At 71.2% G+C, this 18,921-nt stretch carries 12 protein-coding genes; 1 reads left to right on the top strand and 11 read right to left on the bottom strand.

The window, feature by feature from the left end:
• Window positions 1-36: 36 nt before the first annotated feature.
• Entirely contained in the window at window positions 37-711 is a 675-nt protein-coding gene (locus D459_RS0120185) for a response regulator (RefSeq protein ID WP_026120582.1), read from the bottom strand.
• A complete protein-coding gene (locus D459_RS0120180) occupies window positions 708-2,033 on the bottom strand; it encodes a sensor histidine kinase (protein WP_017594814.1) in 1,326 nt (441 codons plus the stop codon). The genes D459_RS0120185 and D459_RS0120180 overlap by 4 nt, the downstream gene beginning before the upstream one ends.
• 149 nt (window positions 2,034-2,182) lie before the next feature.
• Between D459_RS0120180 and D459_RS0120175 the strand changes: the two genes are divergently transcribed.
• Entirely contained in the window at window positions 2,183-3,046 is an 864-nt protein-coding gene (locus tag D459_RS0120175; protein ID WP_017594813.1) for a hypothetical protein, read from the top strand.
• A gap of 122 nt (window positions 3,047-3,168) precedes the next feature.
• On the opposite strand, the gene D459_RS0120170 is transcribed toward D459_RS0120175, so the two are convergent.
• From D459_RS0120170 to metH, 9 genes are all read right to left on the bottom strand, one after another.
• Window positions 3,169-5,007, bottom strand: a complete 1,839-nt coding sequence (locus D459_RS0120170; protein ID WP_017594812.1) for a dipeptide ABC transporter ATP-binding protein — start codon at window positions 5,005-5,007, stop codon at window positions 3,169-3,171.
• Window positions 5,008-5,119: 112 nt separating this feature from the next.
• Window positions 5,120-6,133 (bottom strand): ABC transporter permease, encoded by a 1,014-nt coding sequence (locus D459_RS0120165; protein WP_026120581.1) that lies wholly within the window; start codon window positions 6,131-6,133, stop codon window positions 5,120-5,122.
• Window positions 6,134-6,237: 104 nt separating this feature from the next.
• On the bottom strand, window positions 6,238-7,995 hold the full coding sequence (locus D459_RS0120160) for an ABC transporter substrate-binding protein (protein WP_017594810.1): 1,758 nt from the start codon (window positions 7,993-7,995) through the stop codon (window positions 6,238-6,240).
• Between the two features lie 74 nt (window positions 7,996-8,069).
• Window positions 8,070-9,086: an ABC transporter permease gene (locus tag D459_RS0120155; RefSeq protein WP_026120580.1), complete on the bottom strand. Its 1,017-nt coding sequence runs from the start codon at window positions 9,084-9,086 to the stop codon at window positions 8,070-8,072.
• 618 nt (window positions 9,087-9,704) lie between these two features.
• A complete protein-coding gene (locus D459_RS0120150; protein WP_026120579.1) occupies window positions 9,705-10,184 on the bottom strand; it encodes a hypothetical protein in 480 nt (159 codons plus the stop codon).
• Window positions 10,185-10,402: 218 nt separating this feature from the next.
• Entirely contained in the window at window positions 10,403-12,184 is a 1,782-nt protein-coding gene (locus D459_RS0120145; RefSeq protein WP_040710619.1) for an ABC transporter substrate-binding protein, read from the bottom strand.
• Window positions 12,185-12,415: 231 nt separating this feature from the next.
• On the bottom strand, window positions 12,416-14,182 hold the full coding sequence (locus D459_RS0120140) for an ABC transporter substrate-binding protein (protein ID WP_017594806.1): 1,767 nt from the start codon (window positions 14,180-14,182) through the stop codon (window positions 12,416-12,418).
• A 254-nt stretch (window positions 14,183-14,436) separates the two neighbouring features.
• Window positions 14,437-15,123: an HAD family hydrolase gene (locus tag D459_RS0120135; protein WP_026120578.1), complete on the bottom strand. Its 687-nt coding sequence runs from the start codon at window positions 15,121-15,123 to the stop codon at window positions 14,437-14,439.
• Between the two features lie 92 nt (window positions 15,124-15,215).
• Complete coding sequence (metH, locus tag D459_RS0120130) at window positions 15,216-18,680, bottom strand: methionine synthase (protein WP_081620639.1); 3,465 nt, start codon at window positions 18,678-18,680, stop codon at window positions 15,216-15,218.
• Between the last annotated feature and the right edge of the window lie 241 nt (window positions 18,681-18,921).

The following is an 18,921-nucleotide window of genomic DNA, read 5'->3' as shown; positions in this document are numbered from 1 at the left end:
GCCCCGACCGGCTTCGGGGCGGCGGCGACGCCGGGATCATCGCCCAGGGGGGCCGCCGTGCAGGCCGGGGCTCTCCTGGGCGACGATCGCGGCCTGCACCCGGCTGCGCAGGTCCAGCTTGGTGAGGATCCGGCTGACGTGGGTCTTGGTGGTGGTCTCGGTGATTCCGAGCCTGCGCGCGATCTGCCGGTTGGACAGGCCCTCGCCGATGCAGGCCAGCACCTCGCGCTCGCGGGCGGTGAGGTCGGCGAGGGCCTCCGGGGCCACCCGGGGCCGCTCCGGCGCGGCCCCGGGCCCGGGGCCGGCGAACTCGGCGATGAGCCGCCTGGTCACCGCCGGGGCGATCATCCCGTCGCCCCGGGCGACCACCCGGACCGCCTCGATCAGCGCGTCGGCCTCGATGTTCTTCAGCAGGAACCCGGCGGCCCCGGCGCGCAGTGCGCCGAACACGTACTCGTCCAGGTCGAAGGTGGTCAGCACGAGGACGTCGGTGGAGGTGCCGGCCAGCTCGCGGGCCGCGGCGATGCCGTCCTTGCGCGGCATCCGCACGTCCATCAGCACCACGTCGGGGCCGGTGCGGCGGACCGCCGCGACCGCCTCCTCGCCGTCCCCGGCCTCGGCCACCACCTCGATGTCGGGGGCGCCTTCGAGGATCATCACCAGCCCCGAGCGGACCGCCCACTGGTCCTCCGCCACCACGACCCTGATCATCGGCCCGCCTCCGCTCCGCCGCCCTCGCCGCTCCGCCCGCCGGTCCCGCCGGTCCCGCCGGTCCCGCCGGTCCCGCCGCCGCTCTCCCCGCCGCACGGCAGCTCGACCCGCACCCGCCAGGTCCCGTCGCCCACCGGTCCGGCGGAGAAGTCGCCGCCCAGCAGCACGGCGCGCTCGCGCATGCCGACCAGGCCGACCCCGGCGCCGCCGCCGTCCCACCGCTCCCCCGGCTCCCCGCCGACCGGGTTGTCCACCTGCACCACCAGCCGGTCCGGGGCCGCGCCCGGCGCCGGAGGGTACTCCACCGCCACCCCGGCCCGGGCCGGTTCGGCGTAGCGCAGCGCGTTGGTGAGCGCCTCCTGGACGACCCGGTAGGCGGCCGCCTCGACCTGGGCCGGGAGGGCACGGGGGGTGCCGCGCACCTCCGCCTCCACCTCCAGGCCCGCCTCGCGCGCGGTGCGCACCAGCAGGTCGGTCTCGCTGAGCCGGGGCGCCGCAGGGTCGGCCTCGCCGTTTCCGGCCCGCAGCACGCCGATCATCCGGCGCATCTCCTCCAGCCCCTGCACGCTGTTGTCCCGGACGATCTCCAGCACCCGGCGGGTCCGCTCGGGGTCGAGGTCGCGGCGGGAGAGCGCCGCGGTGGACTGCACCGCGACGGCGCTGAGGTGGTTGGCGATGACGTCGTGCAGCTCCCGGGCGACCCGGCCGCGCTCCTCGGTGATCGCGCCGGCGCGGTCCAGCTCGGCCAGGCGCACCCGCTGCTCGGCCTGGCGGCGGAGGAGCTCGGCCCGCTCCCGGTGCTCGCGCACGGTCAGCCCGGTGATCATCGGGGTGACGAAGAGCAGCGCGAACAGGCCGACCCCCTGGAGGAAGCCGGCCAGGCCGCCCTCGGTGCGGAAGAACATCACCCAGACGAGCAGCACCGCGGCGGTGGCGGAGAGCAGTCCGACGCCCACCGCGGCGGTCCACATGGTGCGCCGGCCGCCCAGTGCGCACGCGGCGTAGAGCAGGTCGCCGAAGCTCAGCAGCACCCCGCTGGAGGGGCCGAACCACATGTCCACCGCGAGCACCGCGAACCCGGCGACCAGGGCCGCGCCGGGCCGGGTCCGGCGCACCAGGACCAGCAGGCAGATCGCGGTGAGCGTGCAGAGCAGGACGGCGGGCTCGGTGTTGGAGTGCTGGATGTAGAGGCCCACCCGGAGGAGCAGCAGCCCCAGGGCGAACTGGCCGCACGCCCAGAGCAGGCTGCCGAGGTAGAGCCGGCCGCCGAGCAGCCGGCGGTCGGGGTCCAGGGGGCCGCGGATCGTTCTCACGGGGTCCATCCCAGCATGTCCGCACGGCCGACGCGTACTCCGAAGGTCGTACGGCGATCTCCTCGCCTCCGCCGATGACCGCGCCGGGCCCGCGCGGGAGGATCGCGGTGATCCGGTCCCCGGGTCCTTGGCGAGAGACGTGCAGGAGGCGCTTCCCGATGATCGTGGCCTTCATCCTGGCCTGCGAGGTCCTGTTCTGGGTCCTGGTGCTGGGCGGGCTGGCCGTCCGCTACCTGCTGCGGATGCCCAGGACCAGCACCGCGCTGCTGCTCTCGGTCCCGGTGCTGGACGTGGTGCTGCTGGGCGCGATCGCCCTGCACCTGGCCGGCGGCGGAACCGCCGAGCTCGGCCACGGGCTGGGCGCCCTGTACCTCGGCTTCACCGTGGCCTTCGGCCACACCGTCATCCGCTGGGCGGACGTCCGGTTCGCGCACCGCTTCGCGGGCGGCCCGCCGCCGGCCCGGCCGCCGAGGAAGGGCGCCCCCGCGATCCGCCGCGAGGCGCTCGGCTGGCTGCAGACCACCCTGGCCTGCGCCATCGGCGCCGCCGTGCTGGTCGGGCTCATCCTGTTCACCGGGGACCCGGAGCGCACCGCCGTGCTGAACGGCTACTTCACCCCGCTGGGGATCGTCATGTTCTGGAACACGGTGATCGCGGCGTGGGGGATCCTGTCCGCCCTGACCGGCGGGGACGGGGAGGAGGCCCGGGAGCGGCCGGTGCCGGTCTCCGCGGCGGCGGCCCCCGCGGGCCCCGGGGCGCCGGCGGCGGAACCGGCCGCGGCCCGTCCCGGCGCCCCCGGGAACGGCGCCCCCGAGCGCGGTGCCGGGCGCCGGGGGTCGACCACGGCGCTGTGGGCGGGGGGCGTGCTGCTCACCGTCGCCGTCCTCTCCCTCGGCGCGCAGTACCTGCCCGCGCTGTTCACCGCCGCGGCGTTCGACCCGCCCCGGGCGTTCCAGCTGGTCCAGGCCGGCGTCGGGGCGGCGCTGCTCGCCTGGGGGCTGACCGGCCGCCGGGCGAACTGACCCGGGGCCCTCGGAAGGAGAGAGGGGCGCCGCGCGGACCGGTCCGCGCGGCGCCCCTCTCTCGCTCTCCCGTTCTCCGCGGTTCCGCGCGCTTCTCCGCGGCCGCTCCTCCCCGGTGCCGGTCAGGCCGCCGTGGACTTCTCGGCCCGGAGCCGGATCCGCTCCGCGCGGTGGGCCCGCGCCTCGTCGGGGTCGAGCACCGGCGCCGCGTTCAGCAGCGAGCGGGTGTACTCGTCCTGCGGGGACTCGTACACGCTGTCGCTGTCGCTCATCTCCACGATCTCGCCCTTGCGCATCACCGCGACCCGGTCGCTGACCTGGCGGACCACCGCGAGGTCGTGGGCGACGAAGATGTAGGTGAGGTCGAAGTCGTCCTGCAGCTCCGACAGCAGGCGCAGCACCTGGTCCTGGGTGGAGACGTCCAGCGCGGAGACCGGCTCGTCGCAGATGACCAGCTTGGGGCGGAGGATCAGCGCGCGGGCGATCGCGATGCGCTGGCGCTGGCCGCCGGAGAAGGCGTGCGGGAAGCGGTTGTAGTGCCGCGGCTCCAGCCCGACCCGCTCCAGCAGCTCCTGCACCCGCTGCTTGATCTGCTTGGTGTCCTTCTCGCCCTGCACCCGCAGCGCGGTGCCGATCGAGTCGCCGATGGTGACCCGGGGGTTGAGCGAGGAGTAGGGGTTCTGGAAGACCATCTGCACGTCCCGGCGGAGCGGCCGGAGCTGCCGCTCGGAGATCCGGGTGATGTCGCGGCCCTCGAAGACGACCTTGCCCGAGGTGGGCTGGAGCAGCCGCATGACCATCCGGGACAGGGTGGACTTGCCCGACCCGGACTCGCCCACGATGCCGAGCGTCTCGCCCTTGTACAGCTCGAAGGAGGCGTTCTTGACCGCGAAGAAGTCCGAGGAGCGGCCGAAGGCGCCGCCGCGGACCTTGAACTTCATCACCAGGTCCTCGGCCTTGAGCAGCGGCTGGTCCGGGGTCCAGGCGCCGTCGCCCGCCGGGCTCGCCGCGGTCCCGGTGCCCGCCGGGGCCTCGGCCGCCTTCTCCTGCTCCTTCTTCTCCGCGTCCTCGGCCGGGAGCTCCCGCCCCTCGGCCTTGGCCCGATCGGCGCGGACCTCGGCGCGGCGCTGGGCGCGCGAGACCTCGACCCGGGGCACCGCGGCGAGCAGCGCCCGGGTGTAGGGGTGCTCGGGCTCGGAGAGCACCTGGCGGACGTCGCCGTGCTCGACCGCCTTGCCCTTCTGCATCACCAGGACCTCGTCGACCGAGCCGGCCACCACCGCGAGGTCGTGGCTGACCAGGATGAGCGACATGTTCAGGTCGCGGCGGAGGTCGTCGAGGAGGTCGAGGATCTGCGCCTGCACGGTGACGTCCAGGGCGGTGGTCGGCTCGTCGGCCAGCAGCACCGTCGGGTCGCACATCAGCGCCATCGCGATGACCACGCGCTGGCGCATGCCGCCGGAGAACTCGTGCGGGTAGGAGTTGATCCGGCGGGCCGGCTCGGGGATGCCCACCCGGTCCAGCGACTCGATGGCGCGCTTCTTCGCCTCGGCCTTGGCGGCCTTGGGGTTGTGCGTCCGGTAGGCCTCGATGAGCTGGTCGCCGATGGTGTACTGCGGGTGCAGCGAGGACATCGGGTCCTGGAAGACCATGGCGATCTCGTTGCCGCGCATCTGCCGGATCCGGTCGTTGGACGCGGTGACGATGTCGGTGCCGGCCACCGAGATCTCGCCGGTGATCTTGGCCTTGGTGCCGCGGTGCAGGCCCATCAGCGCCAGCGAGGTCGCGCTCTTGCCGGACCCGGACTCGCCGACGATGCCCAGGGCGCCCCCGCGGGCCACCTCGAAGGAGAGCCCGTCGACGGCGTGGACGTCGCCGTCCAGTGTCGGAAAGGTGATGCAGAGGTCCTGGACACGGACCGCCGCGTCGGCGGAGCCCTGCCCGTTTCCGGGGGTCGTCATTACCGGTTCTTCCTTCGGCTCGGGCCCCCGGCCGCCTGCCGCGGCTCGGGGAGCGGGAGAACTGCTCGTTGGCGGATGGGCCGGCCGCCCCGCCCGGGGCGGCCGGGCCCGGTCAGCCGGCCACCCGCACCCGGGGGTCGACCCAGGCGTAGAGCAAGTCGACGATGAGGTTGCAGACCACCACGAAGAAGGCGCCGAGGAGGGTGACGCCGAGGATCACCGGGAGGTCCTGGGAGATGATGGCCTGCACCGCGTAGCGGCCGATGCCGTTGAGCGAGTAGACCTGCTCGGTGAGGACCGCGCCGCCCAGCACCAGGCCGATGTCCAGGCCGAAGATGGTGACGATGGGGGTGAGCGTGGGGCGCAGGCCGTGCTTGAGGATGACCTTGCGCTCCGGCAGCCCCTTGGCCCGGGCGGTGCGGATGTAGTCCTCGCCCATGGTCTCCAGCATGCCCGCGCGGGTCTGCCGCGCGTACTGTGCGGCGTGCAGGAAGGCCAGGGTGAGCCAGGGCAGGATCATCCCGGTCATCCAGGCGACCGGGTCCTCGGCCAGCGGGGTGTACCGCGGGGTCTCGAAGATGTCCCAGGCGTGCACCAGGAAGGCCAGCATGAGCAGGCCGGTGAAGAAGACCGGGAGGGAGACGCCGGCCAGGGCGACGCCCATCGCCAGGCGGTCGAAGATGCTGCCCTTCTTGATCGCGGAGATCACGCCGACCGCGACGCCGCCGATCAGCCAGATCACGCCGGCGCCGAGGCCCAGCGAGAAGGTGATCGGGAGCCGGGCCATGAGCTCCGGGAAGACCTCGGTGTAGTTCTGGAAGGAGTACCCGAAGCAGGGGGCGGAGCAGACGACCTCGCGGCCGCCGAAGCTGTAGGTCGCCCCGACGAAGATCCCCTTGACGAACTCCCAGAACTGCAGCGCGACCGGTTGGTCGAGGTTCAGCCGGTCGATGGTGGCCTCGATGGCCTCCGCGGTGGGCGCCTTGCCGACGTACATGGTCGCCAGCTGCTGCACGGTCTGGCCCGCCATCCGGGGGACCACGTAGAAGATCATGAAGGTCACCAGGGTCACGATGGCCAGCAGGAGGACGCCGGCGCCCAGGCGACGAAGAATGTATGTGACCAACGTGTCCGGCCGTGGAGGCCGGCCGGGCCCGATCCGGGCCCGGCCGCCCCCGCGGCCTTCACCTGCCTAACTCTCGGCTCGAAGGGTCAGGGGGTCCGCCACCGTCAGGATCCGGTGGTCCCCAGCGTCATGTAGTCGTACATCGAGTAGCCCTGGCTGAAGTGGACGTTCGTCAGGTTGTCCGGGCGGTACAGCACGGACTTCTCGAAGACGATGGGCAGGATCGCGCCGGTCTCCATGATCCGGCGGTCGATGTCGGAGTAGAGGCGGGCCTGCTCGTCGGCGTCCTCGGTGCGGACGGCCTCGTCGAGCATCTCGTTGATCTCCTTGTCGTCCAGCTCGGAGATGTTGGAGTTGCCCGCCTTCTTGATGTTGTCGCCGTGCGCGATGTAGCTGAGGAAGCCGTAGCCGGTCGGCCAGTCCGGGATCCACCCGTAGATGTTCAGGCCCAGCTCGTTCTCGTGCACGAAGTCAGGGGAGCCGGCCTGGGTGTTGGTGAAGGTGTCCGACGGGAACTGCTTGATCTCGACGTCGATGCCGACCCGGCCCAGGCTCTGCTGGACGGCCTCGGCGGCGGCGACCTCGGTCGGACGGTCGGCGCGGACGCCGAGGTTGGTGCTGAAGCCGTCCTCCTCGCCGCACTCCTTCAGCTTCTCCTCGGCCTTGTCCAGGTCGCCCTTGTCGTCCTTGGACGGGTACAGGTCGAGGTCCGGGTCGTGCCCGGCGATCTGCGGCGGGATGACGTCGTTGGGGATCTCGCCGCCGGCGGCGCCGCCCCAGGCGCGCTGCATCGAGTCGTGGTCGGCGGCGTACATGATCGCCTGCCGGCAGGCCTCGTCGTCCAGCGGCTCGACCACGGTGTTGACGGCCACGTACCGCAGCGACCCGTTCTCCGGGTTGTCCAGGCGGGCCTTCTCGTCCTCGCCGCTGAGGACCTCGCCCTTCTTCGCCGGGCCCAGGCCGGTGCCGCCGAGGTCGACGTCGAGCTCGCCGTTGATCAGCCGCTGGTCGATCTCGTTCTGGTCCACGCCCTCCTGGACCGTGATCTGGTCCGGCAGCGCGGTGCGGATCGGGTCGGAGTCGGCGTTCCACTCCTCGTTGCGGACCAGGGTCAGGCCGTTGCCCGGGGTCCACCCGCCCTCGAACTTGTACGGGCCGGAGGAGACCACGTTCTCCTGGTACTGCTGGCCCTTGTCCGCCTCGGCCGGGACCGGGGCGGTCTGCGGCTGCACCAGCACGTAGGGGAAGTCGGCGAACGGCTCCTTGAGGTGGAACACGATCGTCTTGTCGTCCGGCGTCTCGATGCCGCCGAAGCCGGCCAGCGGGTCCGAGGGGTCGGCGTTGACGCCCTCGTAGTCGTCGCTGTCGGCGAGCAGCTCCTTGAAGTAGCGCGGCCCGTTGGGCAGCGCGTCGTCGCCGTAGTTGCTGCGCGCGATGCCGTACTTGATGTCCTCGGCGACGATCGGCGAGCCGTCCTCGTAGGTGAGGCCGTCGCGCAGGGTCAGCGTGTAGCTCTTGCCGTCGTCGCTGACCTTCGGCATCTCGGTGGCCATGTCCGGCACGGGCTCGGTGGTCTTGCCCGGCTCGGGGCTGTAGGTGAGCAGGGTGCGGGCGTAGTACCGGCTGAAGTTCCAGACGTAGCCGTAGTAGGTGTTGCCCGGGTCGGTGCTCTCGATATTGGCCGAGATGGCGTAGCGGAGCGTGCCGCCCTTCTCGTCCGAGGCGTTGACCACCTCGGTGGTGGCCTGGTCGTAGGTGCCGGCCGCGTCCCCGCCGCCGGTACCGCCGCCCCCGCCGCAGGCGCTCAGGAAGAGTGCCGAACCGACTCCCAGCGCCGCCAGCCCCAGTGCTCGTTTACTCAAGATCCTTGCCTTTCTCGTTGCCGCGTGCCCATCGCCGTGCCCGGACGCCTCCGCGACCGAACCGAGCTCGCCGCTCAGTCGGAGGAGCGGGGGTCGAAGGCGTCCCGCAGTCCGTCACCGAAGAGGTTGAACGCCAGGACCGTGATGAAGATGGCCAGGCCGGGGATGATCACGTAATGGGGCGACGTGGTGTAGTAGTCCAGCGAGTTGGACAGCATGCCGCCCCAGCTCGGGGTGGGGGGATTGATGCCGACACCCAGGAAGGAGAGTGAGGCTTCGAAGATGATGTTGGTCGGGATGAGCAGCGTCGAGTAGACGAGGATGGGCGTGACCAGGTTCGGCAGCAGCTCCCGGAAGAGGATGTGGCCGTTGCCCGCGCCCAGGCTCCGAGCGGCCTCGACGAACTCGCGCTCCTTGAGGGTGAGCGTCTGCCCGCGGACGATGCGCCCGATGTAGGGCCAGTTGAAGAAGCCGATGATGAAGATCAGCAGGGCCACCCGGAGGCCGTTGCCCTGGAGGCCGAAGGCGCCGTCGGGGATGACGCCGGCCAGCGCGATGGCGAACAGCAGCAGCGGGAAGGCGAGGAAGATGTCCATCGCCCGGCTGATCACGGTGTCGACCCAGCCGCCGAAGTAGCCGGCGACGATGCCGAGCACGGTGCCGATGACCACGCAGAGCACGGTGGCGCCGAAGGCCACCAGCAGGGAGATCTGCGCGCCGTAGACGATGCGGCTGAACATGTCGCGCCCGGTGACCGGTTCCAGGCCCAGCAGGTGGGTCCCGGACATGCCGCCCCAGGGGTCGATGCCGGAGGTCGGGTTCGCCGGGTCGTTCAGGGCGCCGCCGGTCAGCGGGTCCATCAGGTCCTGGTGGAACTCGTTCGGCGGGAACCCGAAGAGGCGGGTCAGCAGCGGGGCCAGTACGGCCATCGCGATGAGCAGCACCACCACGACGGCGCCGGCCATGGCGACCTTGTCCCGGCGGAAGCGCTGCCAGGCGATCTGGCGGAGCGACCGCTCGGCGGCCACCCATCCCTCTTTGGCAGGGCCGGTTTCCTCTGCCTGGTCGGGTGCGTGCGAAGGCGCGCTCATGGCACCACTACTCCCCCACTACTCCGCTTGTGTCGCGGTCCTGGCTCCGGCCCGGCGACCGGCGGCCTTCCGCCGCACCGGCCTGTGGGCCGGCTCGTTCGGACCGGCCGGATCCGTCCACGGGGTTATGCCCCGGCTCGGGACCTGCCAGCGCAGCCGACTTAACACCAAAACTCGACGTGGCTAACAGGATTCGTGCAGCTCAGTATGCACGGCGATCAATGTACGCCAGCTCACATGTCGTAACGTCCAATTCCCGACGTTGTGGCTGAATCGTGACGACTATCCGATGGATCCGTCATGTCACGAACAACGCCCGACCGATCACCGATCGTCACCGAGTCTGCCTGAACAGGGGCGGCCGACCGGCAAGGCGCGCCTTGCGAAGGTCTTGCCGCCGCCTTGACCGACATAATACGCACATAAAAGCCGCAAATCAGCACTTTTCAGACATAAAAAACGCCCCGTTTCCCGCGGGGCGGGAAGGGGCGGTTCCGGCGGAGCGGCTCCGCGGCCCGACAGGCGGGCCGCGGAGCGCCGTTCAGCCCGGCTTACCGGGTCCGTTGCGCAGGTCACGCCGGCTCCGGGCCGCCGGGCGGCCGGGGAGCCGGCGGGCGCTCACTCGATCCCGTGCTTGCGGAGCAGGTCCTCGATGTCGCCGAGGTCGTCGTCTCCCCCGGAGGGCCCGGCCTTCTTCCCGGCCTTCCCGGGCTGCTGCGCCTTCGGCTGCGGAGCGGTCGGCGCCGGCCCCGCGATCCCCTCGGCCCGGCCGGCCCCGGCCGCCTCGGGCTTCCCCTCCGCCTTGGCGCCGCGCACGCCCATCCCCCGGGCGCGCATGAAGCCCGAGGCCACGAAGAGCACCGCGGCGATGCCCGCGACCACGACCCCGGCCCAGACCATCGGGTCGAACAGCAGCCCGGCGAGGATCCCGACGATGTCGGCGACCGCCCGCCACACCGTGGCCATCAGCCCCAGCAGGCCCGCGGCGAGCGGGACCAGGGACCAGGCCACCCCGCGCAGGCCGGCCGCGGCGCCGCGGCGGCGCCACACCAGCCACGAGATCAGCAGCCCCACGACGGTGATGGCCGCTCCAAGCATCGGACCCGCGATCGGCAATGTCTCCGGCATGCCTCCAGTCTCGCATTCCGCCCGCCCGCGCACATCCGGCCGTTCCCCTAGGTGGGACGCTCCGGGGCCGCGGCCCTCCCCGATGGTCTTGACGTTGCGGCCCTATCAGAGCGCTCTGATAGGGCCGCAACGTCAAGACCATCGGCCTGGGGCGGAGCGGGCGGGCCGCCCGCTCCGCCGGCTCCGGGTCACTCCTGCGCGGTGGTGCCCAGCGCCATGTAGTCGTACATCTTCCAGCTCGGGTTGAAGTAGGCGTTGGTCAGCGTCTCCGGCCGGTAGAGCACGGCCTTGCTGTACACCATCGGCACGATCACGGCCTGCTCCATGACCAGCCGGTCGATCTCGGCGGCCGCCTCGGTCCGCTCGGCCTCGTCCTCGATCCCGACGATCTCGTCGAAGCGCTCGTTGATCTCCTCGTCGTCCAGCTCGGCCAGGTTGGAGTTGCCGGCCTCCTTGATGGCGTCGCCGTCCAGGATCTGGCTCATGTAGCCGTAGCCGGTGTCCCAGTCCGGCAGCCAGCCGTAGATCATCAGCGCCAGCTTGTTCTCGTGCACGAAGCTCGGCGATCCGGCCTGGGTGGTGGTGAAGGTGTCCGACGGGAACTGCTCGATCCGCACCTCGATGCCGGCCCGGCCCAGCGCCTCCTGGATCGCCTCGGCCGCGGAGACCTCGGCCGGCCGGTCGGCGCGGACGCCCAGCTTGGCGGTGACGCCGTCCCCTTCACCGCACTCGGCGACCAGTTCCTCGGCCTTGGCCGGGTCGCCCTCGTTCTTCTCCGGGTCGGCGGCCGGGTAGACGTCGCTCTCCGGGTCGTGGCCGGGCGTGCCGAGCGGGAGGACGGTGTTGGCCGGCTCGCCGCCGGCCGCGCCGCCCCAGGCGCGGTGCACCGCGTCGCGGTTGAGCCCGTACTGCACCGCCTGCCTGCACTCCAGCTCGTCGAACGGCTCCACCTTGGTGTTGACCGCGAGGAAGTAGTGGCCGCCGTTGAGCGGGTTGTCCAGGAGGGGGCGGACGTCCTCGTCTTGGAGGACCTCGCCCTTCTTCGCCGGGCCCAGGCCGGTGCCGCCGAGGTCGACGTCGAGCTCGCCGTTGATCAGCCGCTGGTCGATCTCGTTCTGGTCCACGCCCTCCTCGACCGTGACCCTGTCCGGCAGCGCCTTGCGGATCGGGTCGCTCTCCGGGTCCCACTCCTCGTTGCGGACCAGGGTCAGGCCGTTGCCCGGGGTCCACTCCCCTTCGAACTTGTACGGGCCGGAGGAGACCACCTTCTCCTGGTACTGCTCGCCCTTGTCCGCCTCGGCCGGGACCGGCGCGCTCTGCGGCTGGACCAGCACGTACGGGAACTCGTAGAACGGCTTCTTCAGGTGGAAGACGAGGGTGTGGTCATCGGGCGTCTCGACGCCGCCGAAGCCCTCCAGCGGGTCGTCGGCCCCGGTGTAGGGGCCCTCGTAGTCGTCGCTGCCGGCGAGGTGCTCCTTGTAGTACTTCGGGCCGTTCGGCATCGCGTCCGGGCCGAAGTTGCTCCGCGCGATGGCGTAGGCGATGTCCTCGGCGACGATCTCCGAGCCGTCCTCGTACTTCAGCCCCTTTTTGAGCTTGACCGTGTAGGTCTTGCCGTCCTCGCTCACCTCGGGCTCGCCCTCGGCCAGGTCGGGGACCACCTCGCGGCCCTCCTCGCCGGGCGCCGCCTGGTAGGTGTAGAGGGTGCGGGCGTAGTACCGGCTGAAGTTCCAGACGTAGCCGTAGTAGGTGTTGCCCGGGTCGGTGCTCTCGATGTTGGCCGTGATGGCGTAGCGGAGCGTGCCGCCCTTCTCCTCGGAGGGGTTGACCACTTCGGTGGACCCCTGGTCGAACTCGGTGTCGGCGTTCCCGCCGCCGCCACCGCCCCCGCAGGCGGACAGCAGCAGGACGGCCGCGGTCGCGGCCGCCGTGGCGCGCAGAGCTGAACCTTTCAATGTTCGCCCTCTCATCGGCACTTCTCGGAAGCATCACCCGCGTCGCCCCGCCACCCCCCGGGTCACGACGATCGAGGCCGATGTCTCGCCGCTGATGCACGTGGCGGTCAATCTAAGAGCGGTTCTGTAACGATTCGTCCAAGCTCCGGTAACCAATGCGCGCCGAAAGGCCCCGGGAACACGGAGGCCCGGGGGCGGCAGGACACCGCCCCCGGGCTCATTCAGCCGCTGCGACCTGGGAGTCCGCTACTCCGCGGTGGTCCCCAGCGCCATGTAGTCGTACATCTTCCAGCTCGGGTTGAAGTAGACGTTGGTCAGCGTCTCCGGCCGGTAGAGCACGGACTTGTGGTAGACCATCGGGACGATCACGGCCTCCTCCATGGCCAGCCGGTCGATCTCGGTGTAGGTCTTGTTCCGCTCTTCCTCGTCCTCGATCCCGACGACCTCGTCGAAGAGCTTGTTGATCTCCTTGTCGTCCAGCTCGGAGATGTTGGAGTTGCCGGCCTCCTTGATGGCGTCGCCGTCCAGGATCTGGCTCATGTAGCCGTAGCCGGTGTTCCAGTCGGGCATCCAGCCGTAGATGTTCAGCGCCATCTCGTTGTCGTGCACGAAGTCGGGCGAACCGGCCTGGGTGTTGGTGAAGGTGTCCGAGGGGAACTGCTCGATCTGCACCTCGATGCCGGCCCGGCCCAGGCCCTCCTGGATCGCCTCGGCCGCGGAGACCTCGGCCGGCCGGTCGGCGCGGACGCCCAGCTTGGCGGTGACGCCGCCCTCCTCGCCGCAGTCGGCGAGCAGCTCCTCGGCCTTGGCCGGGTCGCCCTCGTTCTTCTCCGCGTCGGCGGCCGGGTAGATGTCGCTCTCCGCGTCGTGGCCCGGGACGACCGGGGGCAGGATGGTGTTGGCCGGGTCGCCGCCGGCCGCGCCGCCCCAGGCGCGGTGCACCGCGTCGCGGTTGAGCGCGTACTGGACGGCCTGGCGGCACTCCAGCTTGTCGAACGGCTCCACCTGGGTGTTGACCGTCAGGTAGTAGTGCGCGCCGTTCTGCGGGTTGTCCAGCATCCGCTTGGCGTCCTCGTCCTGGAGGACCTCGCCCTTCTTCGCCGGGCCCAGGCCGGTGCCGGCCAGGTCGACGTCGAGCTCGCCGTTCATCAGGCGCTGGTCGATCTCGTTCTGGTCGACGCCCTCTTCAACGGTGATCTTGTCCGGGAGCGCCTTGCGGATCGGGTCGCTCTCCGGGTCCCACTCCTCGTTGCGGACCAGGGTCAGGCCGTTGCCCGGGGTCCACTCGCCCTCGAACTTGTACGGGCCGGAGGAGACCACCTGGGCCTGGTACCGCTCGCCCTTGTCCTTGTCCGCGGGCACCGGGGCGCTCTGCGGCTGGACCAGCACGTACGGGAAGTCGTAGAAGGCGCCCTTGAGCTTGAAGACCAGGGTGTGGTCGTCAGGGGTCTCGATGCCGTCGAAGCCCTTGAGCGGGTCGTCGGTGTCCTCGTAGGGGCCCTCGTAGTCGTCGCTGTCGGCGAGGTGCTCCTTGTAGTACTTCGGGCCGTTCGGCAGGGCGTCGGGACCGAAGTTGCTCCGCGCGATGGCGTACTTGATGTCCTCGGCGACGATCTCCGAGCCGTCCTCGTACTTCAGCCCCTCCTTGAGCTTGACGGTGTAGGTCTTGCCGTCGTCGCTCACCTCGGGCTCGCCCTCGGCCAGGTCCGGCACGATGGTGCGGCCGTCCTCGCCCGGGGCGGTGTCGTAGGTGTAGAGGGTGCGGGCGTAGTACCGGCTGAAGTTCCAGACGTAGCCGTAGTAGGTGTTGCCCGGGTCGGTGCTCTCCATGTTGGCCGTGATGGCGTAGCGGAGGGTGCCGCCCTGCTCTTCAGACGCGTTGACGACCTCGGCGATCCCCTGGTCGAACTCGGTGTCCGCGGCGTCACCGCCGCCGCCACCGCCACCGCAGGCGGACAGCAGGAGGACGGCCGCGGTCGCGACCGCGGCACCGCCCAGCGCTGAGCTTCTCAATGTTCGGCCTCTCATCAGCACTTCTGGTGGAAGCATCATCGGCGCCGACCTGCCCTCCCCGGGATCCCGACGGATGGGGTCGATGGCTCGCATCTGATGCACGTGGCGGCCAATTTAGAGCCGGTTAAGTCACGATTCATCTAAGTTGCGGTAACCAATATGATCCGAATCACCGTCGGTGATCAGGAGTCACCCGGCCGCCACCCAGGGTGCCTCCGGAAGGGCGCGGGGAGAGGCCTTCCCGCGCCCGCGGGTCAGCCGCGGCCGAAGTGCTCCGCGGCGGCGGCGCGCACCCAGGCCAGGTCCACGCCGTCCAGGGTGTCCAGCAGGATCAGCCCATCGGCGGGCTCCACCGGGACCATCATCGGGACCGCCACGGTCAGGCAGCCCGCGGCGAGCGCGGAGGCCACCCCGGTCGGCGAGTCCTCGAAGGCCACGCAGCGGGCCGGGTCCACCCCGAGCAGCCGGGCGGCCTTCAGGTAGGGGCAGGGGTCGGGCTTGTTCCGCTCCACCTCGTCCCCGGCGACCGAGAGATCGAAGTTCTCCAGGCCGATCGCGCCGATCGCGGTCTCCACCAGCATCCGCTCGGTGGAGGTGACCAGGGCGGACGGCACCCCGGCGGCGGCCACCTCGGTGACCAGCTCCTTGGCGCCGGGGCGGGCGGGCGCGCCCTCGGCCAGCCGGCGGCCGAACGCCTCCTGCATCCGGGCGATGATCTCCCGCGGGCCCAGCGCGCTCCCGGTCAGCTCGGCGATGTACCGCCCCACCTGCTCGGCCGCGCCGCCGACGTTGCGCCGGTGGTCCTCGGCCGTCCACACCCCGCCGAGGCCGGCGACGACCTCCGCCTCGGCCTCGCCCCACATCCCTTCGCTGTCGATGAGGGTGCCGTCCATGTCGAACAGGACCGCCTCGGGCAGGGAAGCGCTGCGGGGTGGGGTCATCTCCGGTGGGGCGCCCCCGGCGGTGCCGGCGGGCGCCCCTTCCTCCTCGTCGGTGTCGGTTCGGTGCCGGCGCCCGGCGGCGCCGGCCGGGGTCACACGTTGAAGTACTTCGCCTCGGGGTGGTGCACCACGATGGCGTCGGTGGCCTGCTCCGGGACGAGCTGGAACTCCTCGGAGAGGGTCACCCCGACCCGCTCCGGCTCCAGCAGCCGCATGATCTTGGCCCGGTCCTCCAGGTCGGGGCAGGCCCCGTAGCCCAGGGAGAACCGCGCGCCCCGGTAGCCGAGCTTGAAGAACTCCTCGATCTGCGCCGGGTCGTCGCCGGCGAAGCCCAGCTCGGCCCGGACCCGGGTGTGCCAGTACTCCGCGAGCGCCTCGGTGAGCTGCACCGAGAGCCCGTGCAGCTCCAGGTAGTCGCGGTAGGCGTTCTTCTCGAACAGCTCCTTGGTGGCCCGGCTGATCGCCGAGCCGACCGTGACCACCTGGAACGCGACCACGTCGGTCTCGCCGGACTCCTTGGGCCGGAAGTAGTCGGCCAGGCAGAGGTGGCGGTCGCGGCGCTGGCGCGGGAAGGTGAAGCGGGTGCGCTCCCCGCCGTTCTCGTCCAGCACGACCAGGTCGTCGCCGTCGCTGTGGCACGGGTAGTAGCCGTAGACCACCGCGGCCTCCAGCCAGCCCTCGGTCTGGATCCGGTCCAGCCACATCCGCATCCGCGGCCGGCCCTCGGTCTCGACCAGCTCCTCGTAGCTCGGGCCGTCGCCGCGGGAGCCCTTCAGCCCCCACTGCCCCATGAAGGTGGCGCGCTCGTCCAGGTAGGCGGTGTAGTCGGCGAGCGGGACGCCCTTGCTGATCCGGTCGCCCCAGAACGGCGGCTCGGGCACCGGGTTGCCGGTGGAGACGTCGCTGCGGGCCGGCATGTCCTCGGGGGCGGTGACCTTCAGCTTGGCCTTGGTCTTCACCCTCCGGGTGCGCAGCGCGGGCAGCTGAGCGCCCTCCTCGCCGCGCTTGACCGCCATGAAGGCGTCCATCAGCCGCAGGCCCTCGAAGGCGTCCTTGGCGTAGCGCACCTCGCCGCCGAACATCGAGGCGAGGTCCTCCTCCACGTAGGAGCGGGTGAGCGCGGCACCGCCGAGCAGCACCGGGTAGCGCTCGGAGAGCCCGCGGGAGTTCATCTCCTCCAGGTTCTCCTTCATGATGACCGTGGACTTCACCAGCAGGCCGGACATGCCGATGATGTCGGCCCGGTTCTCCTCGGCCGCCTCCAGGATCGCCGACACCGGCTGCTTGATGCCGATGTTGACCACGTCGTAGCCGTTGTTGGAGAGGATGATGTCGACCAGGTTCTTGCCGATGTCGTGCACGTCGCCCTTGACGGTGGCGAGCACGATCCGGCCCTTGCCGTCGTCGTCGCTCTTCTCCATGTGCGGTTCGAGGTAGGCCACCGCGGCCTTCATCACCTCGGCCGACTTGAGCACGAACGGCAGCTGCATCTGGCCGGAGCCGAACAGCTCGCCGACGGTCTTCATCCCGGCCAGCAGGGTGTCGTTGACGATGGCCAGCGCGGAGCGCTCGGCCAGCGCCTCGTCCAGGTCGGCCTCCATGCCGACCAGCTCGCCGTCGATGATCCGCCGCTCCAGCCGCTCCCACAGCGGCAGCGCGGCCAGCGCCTCGGCCCGGGAGGCCTTCATCGCCTTGGCGTCGACGCCCTCGAACAGCTCCATGAACGCGGCGAGCGGGTCGAAGTCGCCCTCCCGCCGGTCGTAGATCAGATCGAGGGCGGCCTTGCGCTGCTCCTCGGGGATCTGGTTCATCGGCAGGATCTTGGAGGCGTGCACGATCGCCGAGTCCAGCCCGGCCTCGACCGCCTCGTGCAGGTAGACCGAGTTGAGCACGATGCGCCCGGCCGGGTTGAGGCCGAAGGAGAGGTTGGACAGGCCCAGCGTGGTCTGCACCTCGGGGTAGCGCCGCTTGAGCTCGCGGATGGCCTCCAGCGTCTCGATGCCGTCCCGCCGGGTCTCCTCCTGGCCGGTGGTGATCGGGAAGGTGAGGCAGTCGATCACGATGTCGCCGGTGCGCATCCCCCAGGAGCCGGTGAGCTCGTCGATGAGCCGGGAGGCGACCCGCACCTTCCAGTCGGCGGTGCGCGCCTGGCCCTCCTCGTCGATGCAGAGCCCGACCACCGCGGCGCCGTGCTCCGAGACCAGGCGCATGATCCGGGCGAACCGGGAGTCGGGGCCGTCGCCGTCCTCGTAGTTGACCGAGTTGATCACCGCGCGGCCTCCGACCAGCTCCAGGCCGGCCTCCAGCACCTCGGGCTCGGTGGAGTCCAGCATGAGCGGCAGGGTGGAGGCGGTGGCCAGCCGGGAGGCGAGCTCGCGCATGTCCCGGGAGCCGTCCCGGCCGACGTAGTCGACGTTCAGGTCGAGCAGGTGGGCGCCGTCGCTGATCTGCTCGCGGGCGATCTCCACGCAGTCGTCGTAGCGCTCCTCCAGCATCGCCTCGCGGAACTTCTTGGAGCCGTTGGCGTTGGTCCGCTCGCCGACCGCGAGGTAGCTGGCGTCCTGGCGGAACGGCACGCTCTGGTAGAGCGAGGCGGCCGAGGGCGGGTTGGCCGGCCTGCGGTCGGCGATGCCGCGGCCCTGCACCCGCTCCACGACCCGGCGCAGGTGCTCCGGGGTGGTGCCGCAGCACCCCCCGACCATGGACAGCCCGAACTCGGAGGTGAAGGTGTCGTGCGCGTCGGCGAGCTCGCCCGGGCCCAGCGGGTAGACCGCGCCGTCCGCGCCGAGCTCGGGCAGGCCCGCGTTGGGCATGCAGGAGATCGGCACCCGGGAGTGCTGCGCCAGGTAGCGCAGGTGCTCGCTCATCTCGGCGGGCCCGGTGGCGCAGTTGAGCCCGATCATGTCGATGCCGAGCGGCTCCAGCGCGGTCAGCGCCGCGCCGATCTCCGAGCCCATCAGCATGGTCCCGGTGGTCTCGATGGTGACCTGGGCGATGATGGGGATGTCGGAGCCCAGGGCGGCCCGGGCCCGCTTGGCGGCGATCACCGCGGCCTTGGTCTGCAGCAGGTCCTGGCAGGTCTCGATGAGGATGGCGTCGGCGCCGCCGTCGATCAGGCCGCGGTGGCACTGCTCGTAGTAGTCGCGCAGCAGGGCGTAGGGGGCGTGCCCGAGGGAGGGCAGCTTGGTACCAGGGCCGACCGAGCCGAGCACGTACCGGTCGCGGCCGTCGGTGTAGGAGTCGGCGGTCTCGCGGGCCAGCCGGGCCCCGGACTCGGCGAGCTCGTAGGTGCGGTCGACGATGTCGTACTCGCCGAGGTTGCCGTAGTTCGCCCCGAAGGTGTTGGTCTCAACGCAGTCGACGCCCACGTCGAAGAAGGCGGCGTGGGTGGCGCGGACCACGTCGGGGCGGGTGACGTTGAGGATCTCGTTGCAGCCTTCGTGGCCTTGGAAGTCGTCCAACCCGAGGTCGTGGGCCTGGAGCATGGTTCCCATCGCGCCGTCTGCGACGATGACGCGCTGAGCGAGGGCATCCCGGAAGGAGAGTCGAGAGCTCATGACCCTTCACTGTAGTCTCGGCGGTTCTCGGAATGCGCGCATGGGGGTGGCCCGGCGCAGGCCCTCCCGCGAACGCGCGGGTCGGGCGGCCGGGGACTGCGGTGTCCGATCGGCCGTGCGCGGCCGTGCTGCTGTCGCCGACGTTTCCGAGTGGCGGGGTGCGGACGCGGGCGCGACCGCTGCTGTGCACGATAGCGCACCGCGTCTCGCCACGGGCGACCGCCCCCGCTCCGGGGGCCGG

The sequence above is a fragment of the Nocardiopsis potens DSM 45234 genome (genome assembly GCF_000341105.1).
In the GTDB taxonomy this organism is placed as follows: Bacteria; Actinomycetota; Actinomycetes; order Streptosporangiales; family Streptosporangiaceae; genus Nocardiopsis_A; species Nocardiopsis_A potens.
The sequence above is the reverse complement of the archived record's forward strand: the minus strand, read 5'-3'. Positions and strand labels throughout refer to the sequence as shown.

Coding starts and splice junctions, on each gene's coding strand:
- D459_RS0120185 (WP_026120582.1), bottom strand. CDS start 711: ATGATCAGGGTCGTGGTGGCGGAGGACCAGTGGGCGGTCCGCTCGGGG.
- D459_RS0120180 (WP_017594814.1), bottom strand. CDS start 2,033: ATGGACCCCGTGAGAACGATCCGCGGCCCCCTGGACCCCGACCGCCGG.
- D459_RS0120175 (WP_017594813.1), top strand. CDS start 2,183: ATGATCGTGGCCTTCATCCTGGCCTGCGAGGTCCTGTTCTGGGTCCTG.
- D459_RS0120170 (WP_017594812.1), bottom strand. CDS start 5,007: ATGACGACCCCCGGAAACGGGCAGGGCTCCGCCGACGCGGCGGTCCGT.
- D459_RS0120155 (WP_026120580.1), bottom strand. CDS start 9,086: ATGAGCGCGCCTTCGCACGCACCCGACCAGGCAGAGGAAACCGGCCCT.
- D459_RS0120150 (WP_026120579.1), bottom strand. CDS start 10,184: ATGCTTGGAGCGGCCATCACCGTCGTGGGGCTGCTGATCTCGTGGCTG.
- D459_RS0120145 (WP_040710619.1), bottom strand. CDS start 12,184: ATGAGAGGGCGAACATTGAAAGGTTCAGCTCTGCGCGCCACGGCGGCC.
- D459_RS0120135 (WP_026120578.1), bottom strand. CDS start 15,123: ATGACCCCACCCCGCAGCGCTTCCCTGCCCGAGGCGGTCCTGTTCGAC.
- metH (WP_081620639.1), bottom strand. CDS start 18,680: ATGAGCTCTCGACTCTCCTTCCGGGATGCCCTCGCTCAGCGCGTCATC.